Source organism: Cellulomonas algicola (assembly GCF_003851725.1).
Classification (GTDB): Bacteria; Actinomycetota; Actinomycetes; order Actinomycetales; family Cellulomonadaceae; genus Cellulomonas; species Cellulomonas algicola.
The window spans coordinates 1-9561 of record NZ_BHYL01000046.1 but is presented as its reverse complement, the minus strand read 5'-3'; the positions used below and the strand labels follow the sequence as shown (position 1 = coordinate 9561).

The 9561-nt window shown below is 76.3% G+C and carries 10 protein-coding genes and 1 pseudogene; 6 read left to right on the top strand and 5 right to left on the bottom strand.

Annotated elements, in window-relative coordinates; genetic code table 11:
- Nucleotides 1-65: 65 nt before the first annotated feature.
- The 5 genes from ligD to CTKZ_RS03220 form a co-directional block, all read right to left on the bottom strand.
- Nucleotides 66-1136 carry a non-homologous end-joining DNA ligase gene (gene ligD / locus CTKZ_RS03235; protein ID WP_124341586.1) on the bottom strand — a complete coding sequence of 357 codons (1071 nt, stop codon included), beginning with the start codon at nucleotides 1134-1136 and terminating at the stop codon, nucleotides 66-68.
- 84 nt (nucleotides 1137-1220) lie between these two features.
- Nucleotides 1221-1571 carry a hypothetical protein gene (locus CTKZ_RS22350; RefSeq protein WP_235843214.1) on the bottom strand — a complete coding sequence of 117 codons (351 nt, stop codon included), beginning with the start codon at nucleotides 1569-1571 and terminating at the stop codon, nucleotides 1221-1223.
- Nucleotides 1541-1774 (bottom strand): AAA family ATPase, encoded by a 234-nt coding sequence (locus CTKZ_RS22345; RefSeq protein ID WP_235843195.1) that lies wholly within the window; start codon nucleotides 1772-1774, stop codon nucleotides 1541-1543. Before CTKZ_RS22345 ends, CTKZ_RS22350 begins: the two co-directional genes overlap by 31 nt.
- A 31-nt stretch (nucleotides 1775-1805) precedes the next feature.
- Nucleotides 1806-4706 carry a helix-turn-helix transcriptional regulator gene (locus CTKZ_RS22655; RefSeq protein WP_124341585.1) on the bottom strand — a complete coding sequence of 967 codons (2901 nt, stop codon included), beginning with the start codon at nucleotides 4704-4706 and terminating at the stop codon, nucleotides 1806-1808.
- Nucleotides 4703-4909, bottom strand: a complete 207-nt coding sequence (locus CTKZ_RS03220; RefSeq protein ID WP_124341584.1) for a hypothetical protein — start codon at nucleotides 4907-4909, stop codon at nucleotides 4703-4705. Before CTKZ_RS03220 ends, CTKZ_RS22655 begins: the two co-directional genes overlap by 4 nt.
- Nucleotides 4910-5103: 194 nt before the next feature.
- Between CTKZ_RS03220 and CTKZ_RS03215 the strand changes: the two genes are divergently transcribed.
- The 6 genes and pseudogenes from CTKZ_RS03215 to CTKZ_RS03190 all read left to right on the top strand — a co-directional run.
- Nucleotides 5104-5469: a VOC family protein gene (locus CTKZ_RS03215; RefSeq protein ID WP_124341583.1), complete on the top strand. Its 366-nt coding sequence runs from the start codon at nucleotides 5104-5106 to the stop codon at nucleotides 5467-5469.
- A gap of 159 nt (nucleotides 5470-5628) precedes the next feature.
- Nucleotides 5629-6072: an ATP-binding protein gene (locus CTKZ_RS03210; RefSeq protein WP_124341582.1), complete on the top strand. Its 444-nt coding sequence runs from the start codon at nucleotides 5629-5631 to the stop codon at nucleotides 6070-6072.
- Nucleotides 6073-6179: 107 nt separating this feature from the next.
- Nucleotides 6180-7670, top strand: a complete 1491-nt coding sequence (locus CTKZ_RS03205; RefSeq protein ID WP_235843188.1) for a MinD/ParA family ATP-binding protein — start codon at nucleotides 6180-6182, stop codon at nucleotides 7668-7670.
- Between the two features lie 140 nt (nucleotides 7671-7810).
- Entirely contained in the window at nucleotides 7811-8377 is a 567-nt protein-coding gene (locus tag CTKZ_RS03200; protein ID WP_124341581.1) for a hypothetical protein, read from the top strand.
- Between the two features lie 92 nt (nucleotides 8378-8469).
- Entirely contained in the window at nucleotides 8470-9096 is a 627-nt protein-coding gene (locus CTKZ_RS03195) for an RNA polymerase sigma factor (protein ID WP_124341580.1), read from the top strand.
- A 255-nt stretch (nucleotides 9097-9351) separates the two neighbouring features.
- A pseudogene (locus CTKZ_RS03190) lies at nucleotides 9352-9561 on the top strand (DEAD/DEAH box helicase); the annotation flags it as partial.

Here is a 9561-nt window from a genome sequence, read left to right as displayed (position 1 = left end):
CCGCCGGCCCCGGCGCGTCCGCCGGCGGGTCGGCGCCCGCCGCGGGCCGGGCGGGCCCGGAGTCGTCAGCGGGGCCGGTCACGGTCGCGGCTCGGCTGCACCCGCTTCGGCTCGCCGGGCATCTTCGGGTACTCGGGCGGGTACGGCAGGTCGCCGTGGCCGTCGTCACGCTCCTGCTTGTCGGCGAGCTCGAGCAGCGACTCGATCGAGTACCGCGGGGCGGCGCGCGCGACGAGCGGGGCGAACAGGTCGCCGACCTCGGCGAACCGCGCCGGCATGGTCGTGACGTCGAAGTCGTCGGGGTGCACGTCGCCGACCTCGTCCCAGCGCAGCGGCGCGGACACGGTCGCGCGCGGGTTGGTGCGGATCGAGTAGGCGGACGCGATGGTGCGGTCGCGGGCCATCTGGTTGTAGTCGACGAAGATCTTCTGGCCGCGCTCCTCCTTCCACCACTTCATCGTGACCTGCTCGGGCATCCGCCTCTCGAGCTCGCGGCCGAACGCGATGGTCGCGCGGCGCGCGTCCGTGAACGACCAGCGCGGCTCGATCGGGACGAAGATGTGGATCCCGCGCCCGCCCGACGTCTTGGGTGTGCCCTCCATGCCGTGCTCGGCGAGCAGCTCGCGCACGTGCGGCGCGACGCGTGCCGCGTCGGAGAAGTCGGTGCCGGGCTGCGGGTCGAGGTCGATCCGGATCTGGTCGGGGGAGTCGACGTCGTCGCCGAGCACCGGCCACGGGTGGAAGGTGAGCGTGCCGAGGTTGGCGGCCCACGCGACGACCGCGAGCTCGCTCGGCGCGACCTCGTCGGCGGTCCGGCCGCTCGGGAACGCGATGCGGGCGGTGCGCACGTAGTCGGGGGCACCCTGCGGGACGCGCTTCTGGTAGAACGCGTCGCCCGTCGAGTCCATGCGCGTCGCGAGCTTCGCGCCCTCGAACACGCCCTTGGGCCAGCGCTCGAGCGTGGTGGGGCGGTCGAGCAGCGCACCCAGGATCCCGTCGCCCACGGCGACGAAGTACTGGACGACGTCGAGCTTCGTCAGGCCCCGCTCGGGGAAGTACACCTTGTCGGGGCTGCTGACGCGGACCGTGCGGCCGCGCACGTCGAGCTCGACGGCGGGCGTCTTCGACGGTGACATGGGGCCCACGCTAGAGCCGGCCCCCGACACGCGCCCGTGCAGGTGGGCGCGTCGGCCGCGGCCCGCGCGTCGGCGTCGCGGCGGTCAGGCCGTCGTCGACGGCGACGACACCCCGGCCGGTGCGGCGGCGACGGCGGCGACCACCTGGCCGGCCACCTCGTCCGGCGTGAGGTGCGTCGTGTCCACCACCTCTGCCGCGGCGTGCAGCCAGGTGCGCGCGGCCTCGGCATAGGCGTCGACGTACTGCAGGCGGAACGGCGACGGGACGGCGTGCTCACCCGCGATGCGCGCCAGCAGTGTCGCGCGGTCGGCGTGCAGCACGACGTGCCGGACGGGGATCCCGTGGTCAGCGAGCCCGTCGGCGATCTCACGCCAGTACGCCTCGACCAGGACCGTCATCGGCATCACGAGCGTCCCGCCCGTGTACTCCAGCACGCGCCGGGCGGTGTCCACGACGAGCGGGCGCCACGGGTCCCAGTGCTGGAAGTGTCCGTCGCCGGGAGGCCCGGCGCGACGTCCATGAGGGTCTCTCCGACCTTCTCGGCGTCGAGCACGCGGGCGTCCGGGAGGAGGCGCTGCACGAGCGCGGCGGTCGTCGTCTTGCCGACGCCGTGCGTGCCGTTGAGCCAGAGGATCACGGGGAGACCGTAGCGGGACGGGCGAACGCGGTCAGACGTCCGTGCCGATGAGCCCGCGCTGGTGCGCGACCGACACGGCCTCCGCGCGCCCCGACACCCCGAGCTTCGCGAGCAGGTTCGAGATGTGCACCGACACCGTCTTGCCGGAGATGAAGAGCTTCTCGCCGATCTGCCGGTTCGACAGGCCCTGCGCGACGAGCCCGAGCACCTCGACCTCGCGCGCCGTCAGCACGTCGGCGCCCGCGACCCGCACGCCGGGCAGGTCGAGGCGTCCGCGCCGCGCGAGCCCGCGGACGGCCGTCGCGAGCGGCACCGCACCCATCGCGTCGGCCTCGGCGAGCGCCGTCACGGCCTCGTCGCGCGCCGCGTCCCGCTCGCCGTGCTCCAGCAGCGCCTCCGCGAGCCGCCAGCGTGTCCGCGCCTGCTCGTAGCGGTGCCCGTAGCCGAACTCGGCGAGCGTCGCGCGCCACGTCCCGGGGTCGTTCGCGCCGACCAGCCGGCCGTGCTCGGCCTGCGCGCGCAGCAGCCACGCGCGTCCCTCGGGTCCCAGCACGCCGCCGCGGGGCCGGCCGCGGTCCGCGGTCGTGCGGGCGCGCTCCAGCAGGCGGTCGCCCAGCGCGACACGTGCGCTCACGTCGCGACCGAGGAGGCGCTCCTGCGCGGCGGCGTCGGCGAGCGCGGACAGCCCCAGAGCCGACAGCCAGATGCCGCCGAGGAAGTAGTCGCTCCACTCGCGCCCGAGGTGCTCGATGACACGCAGCGCGAGGTCGACCGCCTCGTCGAGCTCGCCGCGCCACGTGAGCGCGTCGACCGTGCAACCGCCGCCCACCAGGGCGAGGATCCCGTCGCGCGACCAGTGCGCCTCGAGCGTCCTGCCCCGCTCGACCGCGTCGTCGTCGCCGCGTGCGACCGCCGCGTACAGGGTCATGAGGCGCTCGGTCGGTGCCAGCGGCTCGGGGATGTCGGTGCGGACGGGCCCGGGGGACAGGTCGCCCTGCACGAACCGGAACAGGTGCCCGAGCATGAGCATCTCGATCGCGTAGGTGCTCCACAGCATCCCCGACGACCGCGCGCGCTCGACGGCCTCGTCGCCGATCTCGGTCGCCCGCGCGACGTCGCCCGCGTAGTACCGGTTGTTCGCGAGGTTGTACATGGTCCGCAGCTCGGTCGAGAGGTCGCCGGACTCCCGGGCGAGCACGAGCGCGTCGGCGAGCAGCCCCGCGGCGCGGTCCTGGTCGTCGACGACGAGCACCGCGAGCGTCGTCAGCGCGTCGGCCTCCGCGTCCACGGCGCCGACCTCGCGCGCGACCTCCACGGCCTCGCCCGCGGCGTGCTCCGCCTCGTCGTCCTCGTCCGAGTTGAGCGCCGCGCGCGCGTAGGTTGCGAGGGCCCACGCGCGCTGCGCCGACGGTTCCGGGAGCCCGTCGACGGCCTGGCGCGCGAACCCCATCGCCTCCCGCCCGCGCTCGGCGCTCGTGAGGTGCCGCGCGAGGCAGGTGCGCAGCGCGGCCTGGCGGGTCGGGTCGTCGGCGGCCTCGTCGACCGCGGCGCGCGTGAGCTGCACGGCGCGGTCGAGCTGGCCGGCCTTGCCCGCGGCGGTCGCGGCGGCGTCGAGGACCGCGACGTGGTCGTCGTCGAGCGTCGCCGTCGTCTCCGGGACGGCCTGCCACAGCCGCAGCACGACCTCGAGGTGCCGCAGCTCCTCGACCGGCGCCAGCAGGTCGTGCGCCTGCCGGGCGGCCTCGCGCGACGCGGTGACGGCGGTCGGCAGGTCCGGGGCGCGCAGCGCGTGCCACGCGAGCTGCGACGCGGTCCCGAGCGCCGGGTCGTCGTGCAGCGCCTGGAGGTAGGCGCGGTGCAGCGCCGACTGCTCGCCCGGCAGCAGGTCGGTGTAGACGGCCTCGGCCAGCAGCGCGTGCCGGAACGCGATGTGCGACCCGTCGCCGACGAGCACGTGGTGCGCGACGGCTTCCCGCAGGGCCGCGTCGAGGGCCCCGGGCGGTGCCAGGTCGGGGTGGCCGTTCGCCGCGACCGCGGCACGCAGCAGCGGCTCGGTCACGCGGCGTCCCGCCGCCGCCGCGACGCGGGCCAGGTGCTGCACGGCCGGGTCGAGCACCTCGAGGCGCGTGCGCAGGACGTCCGCGAGCGACCACGGCAGCGCGTCGCCGTCCGCACCGGCCTCGACGAGCTCCTCCGCGAAGTACGCGTTGCCCTCCGACCGGTCGAGCACGCGCCGCAGCGTCGTCTCGGGCAGCGGGCCGCCCGCGACGGCGGCCGCGAACTCGCGCAGCTCGTCCTCGTCGAACGGGGGCAGGTCCAGCCGGGAGACACGCGGGTGCCGCACGAGCTCCGCCGCGACCGGGCGCCACGGGTGCCGGCGGTGCAGGTCGTCCGTGCGGTAGGACCCGACGAGCAGGACGTGCTGGTCGCGCAGCCGCGACACGACGAACCGCAGGACGTCGCGCGACGACGCGTCCGCCCAGTGCAGGTCCTCGAGGACCAGGAGCAGCGGGTGCTCGTCCGACCCGACGGCCGCGAGCACCTCCACGACGCCGTCGAACAGCTGCAGCCGGCCCGCCGCGTCGTCCGCGGGCCCGTCGACGACCTCCGCGCCGGGCAGCAGCCGCCGCAGCGCGGGCCGCCGCGCGACGACCGCGTCGACGGCCGCCGCGTCGAGGTCCCGCAGCTGCACGAGCGCCTCGGTGAACGGCAGGTACGGCAGGCCGATCTCGCCGAGGTCCACGCAGTGCGCGAGCACGACGCGCGCACCGTCCGCGGCGGCCTGGGCGGCGACGTGCCGCAGCAGCCGCGACTTGCCGACCCCGGCGTCGGCCGCCAGCAGGACGGCCGCGGGGTCGCCCGCAGCCGCGCGGCGCAGGCCGTCCGACAGCTCGGAGACCTGCGCCGCGCGGGCGACGAACGGTGTGCTCATCGGGCCACGTGCCACGCCCCCGATCCTCGCAGCAGCCACCCACGCACCGCCTCCCCCCGGCCGTGGCCGGGACGGGCGGCGCGCCGGTCGGCGACGGGACGGGTCGTGCCGCGCGCCGCCCCCCGCGGCTGCGCGGCCTGCACGAGCTGCTCGCGGCGGAACGCGAGCTCGGCGTCGAGCGCCGGTCCCCAGAGCTCGGTCATGGTGTCCTCCTCCTCGCGATGCCTTCTCCGTCGACCCTGACACTGCTCGTGAGGCCCCCCGCCGCGGATCGGTCGGTCGACCGGTCTCGGCGACCGGATCGGGGTGAGGTGCGTCTGAGGTACCTCAGACGCCCTGTGACCAGCGGCGACGACGGGGTCTGTGCTGCGGGCGTCGCGCGCGGGAGCATGGGCCGATGAGCCTCGTGCAGGTGGCCCAGCGCGCCACCGACCTCGACCGTGCCGCGGCCTTCTACGCCGACCTCCTGGGCCGCGGGCCGACGGCACGCTTCGACCCGCCGGGCCTGCTCTTCTTCGACCTCGACGGCGTCCGCCTGCTGCTCGACACGGGCGCACCGTCGGCGCTGCTGTACCTCCGCGTCGACGACGTCGCCGCGACGGTCGAGCGGCTGCGCGCGGCCGGGGTGCCCGTCGAGGGCGAGCCGCACGTGATCTTCCGGCACGACGACGACACCCTCGGACCGGCGGGTACCGACGAGTGGCAGGCGTTCGTGCGCGACCCCGACGGCAACCTCGTGGGGCTCGTCGAGCACCGCGCCTGACCCGCGTCGCCGGGCTCGTGGAGGACCGCGCCTGACCCGCGTCGTCGGGCTGGTCCAGCACCGCGGCCGACCGACGTCGGTGTGCAGGTCATGTGCACGTCACCCGGACGCGTCGGCGTCCGCCCGGCGCGACGGCGGACGTTCGGGCACCCTTGACGGGTGGGTGACGTGCGAGACCTGAGGAGTGCCGCGAGCCTCCGGCGCGAGTGGCGGGTGGACGACGAGGTCGTCGTGCGCGCCGAGCGCTCCGCGCCGCGAGCCGCGCGGCACTGGGTCATGCGGACCGTGGCCGACTCCGGCGTGACCGGCGCGGTCAACCAGGTGGTGGAGCTGCTGACGGGCGAGCTCGTGTCGAACGCAGTGCTGCACGGGCCGTCCGACGGGCTCGTGCACGTGCACGTGAGCGTCGGCGAGCGCACCGTGCGGGTCGGCGTGACCGACGACGGCGGCGGCCGGCCGACCGTGTCGCACCCCGAGCCGACGGCCCCCAGCGGCCGCGGTCTCGCGCTCGTCGAGGCGCTCGCGGAGTCGTGGGGGACCACCGCGCGGGCCGACGGGCACCCCGGCAAGACGGTCTGGTTCGAGCTCGACATCGCCGACTGACCGCCCCCTGGACGTCGGCACCGGGTCTGGCCTGCGGCTCGGCGATGCGGCGTACGCCCGGTGCGCGTAGTTTCTGGGACGTGCGACCAGCCAGCGAAGGGCGACTGATGACCGACACCGAGGGACAGGCACCGGCCGCCACGCGCCTGCCGGAGATCCGCGCCGAGGTGCGCGAGGACGGCACGGGCGAGATCTCCGTCGACGGCGTGATCGAGCAGGTGCAGACCGCGAACCTCCAGGAGGCGGGGGCGGCCATCACGCAGCGCATCGCGACCCTGGCGGGCTCCGTCGGGTCGCCGCTGCCCGTGCAGGTGCGCGACCCCGACGGCGTCTGGTCGCTCCTGATCCACCCCGACGGCCTGGTCGACGAGGCCGGCGCCCCGACGCCGCCCGAGGGGATCGCCGCCGCAGACCTGGCGTCCAGCGCGATCACCCCGCCCGTCGGCCCGCCGCCGACCCCTGCCGACGGGGTCGCGGACGTCGACGGGCCGTCGGCGCCGACCGTCCCGGCCGAGCCGCTCGCGCGCGCCGACGCCGGCTCCGAGCCCGCGCCGTCCGGCCTGACGACGGGCGGGTCCACGACCTCGTCCGCCGCCACGACCCGGACCGCGGCTTCGCGCAGCGGTGCGTCGGCCGGCCGTGAGGCGGCGTCGGACGCGACGTCGCTGCCCACGCTCGACGACCTGCTCGCGGCCCGGCACCCCGCGTCCGACGGCCCGGCCGAGCACGGCTGGCGCAGCGGCATCCGACGCGTCACGTTCGGCGCGATCTCGCCGGGACCCGGCCGCGCCGAGCGCAACCGCCGGTCGCAGTCGGCGTCGGTGCGCCGCACGTTCGACGGCCCCAAGACGATCGTCGTCGTCAACCCCAAGGGCGGCGCCCACAAGACGACCGCCACGATGCTGCTGGCCGCGACGTTCGGCATCCAGCGCGGCGGGTACACGCTCGCGTGGGACAACAACGAGACGCGCGGCACGCTCGGCTGGCGGTCGGCGCACACCGAGCACCAGCGCACCGCGGTCGACCTGCTCAACGCCCTGCCGCGGCTCGGCGGGCGCGCGACCGTGCGGATCGGCGACCTCGACGGGTTCGTCCGGACGCAGGCCGCCGAGCAGTTCGACGTGCTCGCGTCCGACGAGAGCTCGGCGTCGCTGTCGTCCGTCGACGCGGCGTCGTTCGTCGCGCTGCACCAGGTGCTCTCGCGGTTCTACCGGGTGCTCGTCATCGACACGGGCAACAACATGCGCGCGTCCAACTGGCAGGCGTCCGTCGACGCGGCCGACCAGATCGTCGTCGTCTCGACGATCCGCGAGGACACCGCGCAGTCGGCGGCGTGGGCGCTCGACGCGCTGCGCGCCAAGGGCCACGAGGAGGCCGTCCGCAAGGCCGTGACGATCCTGTCCGCGCCGTCGCCCAAGGTCGACAAGGACCTGCGCACGCGGCTGCGCGGCCACTTCGGCGCCCTGACGCGCGCGGTCGTCGAGGTGCCGCACGACAAGGCGCTCGTGTCCGGCGGCCCCATCGACTACGAGGCCCTGAACCCGTCGACGCGCGACGCGTGGCTGCGGGCGACGGCGATCGTGGCCGACGGGCTCTGACGGCTCGTCGGGCCGCCCGGACCGGCGTGACCCGTGGGCGGTTGCGCGGCGACGACGACCCCGTCGTCGCGCGCCGCGGATCGCCGCCGCGCCGCCCGTCGTCCGCGCGGATGTCGGTGGTCGGAGGCACCCTGGTGCGCATGGTGACGATCTCCTGCTCGTGCGGGTCGGTGTGCGACTCGCGCCGCAACCCGCTGCGCGGGCTCGACGTCGCGGCGCGCCTCGACGCGGTCCGCTCGGCGTTCGCGGTCCACGACGGCTTCCTCACCCTCGAGCTCGACGCCGCCTGGCACCCCGGCGGGGACGAGCCGGGTCCGGCGTGCGTCGTGCTGGTCGACCTCGACGAGCTCGACGCGTGCGACGGGCTGTCTGCCGAGGACGCCGCGTCGGTCCGCGCCGCGCTGCGCGGGATCCGCGTCGCGGGCCGCACGATGCCCGGACCGGTCGTGGTCGACGGCACGTGGTTCCGGGTCGCGCCCGCGCAGGGCTTCGTCCCGCACGTCACGTACGTCGTGCACGACGCCGACGGCACGGTCCTCGAGGTCGACGAGCCGCTCGTCGAGCGGGACCTGCTCGCGGAGCTGGTCGACGAGTTCGGCCGGTCCGGCCGTCCCGGGCTGGTGCGACTCGACGCCGTCGCCGCGCGCCGGTCGCTCGCGGGTGCGCTCGACGAGGCGCGGCGGGCCGTCGCGGTCGCCGTCGCGTAACCCGTCCCGACGAAGTCGTCGGCCGTGTGCAAGATCGCGGGGTCCCGGCACAGAGAGCAGGTGAGGACCCTCCGACGACCCCCGGGAGCACCGTGCCGACGCCGACACCGAGCACACCGGTCGACGACGTGACCGCCGACGAGCCGCCGCTGGGCGCCTCCGGTCCGCGCGACGACGACCCCACGCGCGACGGTGGTGCCGAGGCCGGCGGGGCGTCGGGGCCGGTCAACCCGGCGGACCGGACGTGGTTCGACGGGATCGTGCGCGCGCACGCGACGGCCGTGCACCGGTTCCTGGTGCGACGCGTCGGCCGCCAGGACGCGGAGGACCTGACCGCCGACGTGCTCACCGTGGCGTGGCGGCGACGCGACGACGTGCCGCGCGGTGCCGAGCTGCCGTGGCTCTACCGGACCGCGGGCTTCGTCCTGGCGAACCATGTCCGCAAGGCCCGGCCCGTGCCGGTGGCGGACGTGCCCGAGACCCTCGACCTCACCGACCCGGCCGTGGTCGCGGTGCGCGACGAGCAGGTCCGCAGGGTCCTGGGCGCCCTCGCGCCGCGTGACCGGCAGATCCTGCTGCTGAACGCGTGGGAGGGGCTGGCCGGTCAGGCGCTCGCCGACGTGCTCGGCATCTCCCGCGGCGGCGCGGACGCGGCGCTGAGCCGGGCCCGCGCTCGGCTCCGCGAGGCGTGGGACGCGCTCGACGCGACCGACGCCTGAGCCCGGCGCACGGTCGAGCCCGGCGCACGCGCTTGAGCCCGGCGCACGCGCTTGAGCCCGGCGCACGCGCTTGAGCCCGGCGCACGCGCTTGAGCCCGGCGGACGCGCTTGAGCCCGGCGGACGTCTGACCCCGGCGCACACCTCAGCCCGGCGGACGCCTGCACCGGGTGAGGTGCGGGCCGTCGGTGCAAGGGGTGGGCCGGTCGCCACACAAGCAGGGCAGAGCAGGTTCCCGACGCGCCCCAGGAGACACCGTGTCCGACGAGAAGCACCCGAGCACCCCGGCCGACGAGCCGGCCACCCCGGCGGACGCGCCGTCGACCCCGCCGACCGAGGCGTCCCGGTCCGCAGCAGGAGCCGGGCCCGGCGCGGCCGCGGGCGACGCGCGCGGTGACGACGTCGCGTTCGCCCGGCTCCGCGCGGCGGACCCGGCCGCGGGCGTCGAGCCCGACGCGGCCCGCATC

What these genes read in the sequence shown, in the direction of transcription:
- CTKZ_RS22655 (WP_124341585.1), bottom strand. Translation starts at nt 4,706, where the DNA reads ATGAGCACACCGTTCGTCGCCCGCGCGGCGCAGGTCTCCGAGCTGTCG.
- CTKZ_RS03215 (WP_124341583.1), top strand. Translation starts at nt 5,104, where the DNA reads ATGAGCCTCGTGCAGGTGGCCCAGCGCGCCACCGACCTCGACCGTGCC.
- CTKZ_RS03220 (WP_124341584.1), bottom strand. Translation starts at nt 4,909, where the DNA reads ATGACCGAGCTCTGGGGACCGGCGCTCGACGCCGAGCTCGCGTTCCGC.
- ligD (WP_124341586.1), bottom strand. Translation starts at nt 1,136, where the DNA reads ATGTCACCGTCGAAGACGCCCGCCGTCGAGCTCGACGTGCGCGGCCGC.
- CTKZ_RS03200 (WP_124341581.1), top strand. Translation starts at nt 7,811, where the DNA reads ATGGTGACGATCTCCTGCTCGTGCGGGTCGGTGTGCGACTCGCGCCGC.
- CTKZ_RS03205 (WP_235843188.1), top strand. Translation starts at nt 6,180, where the DNA reads ATGACCGACACCGAGGGACAGGCACCGGCCGCCACGCGCCTGCCGGAG.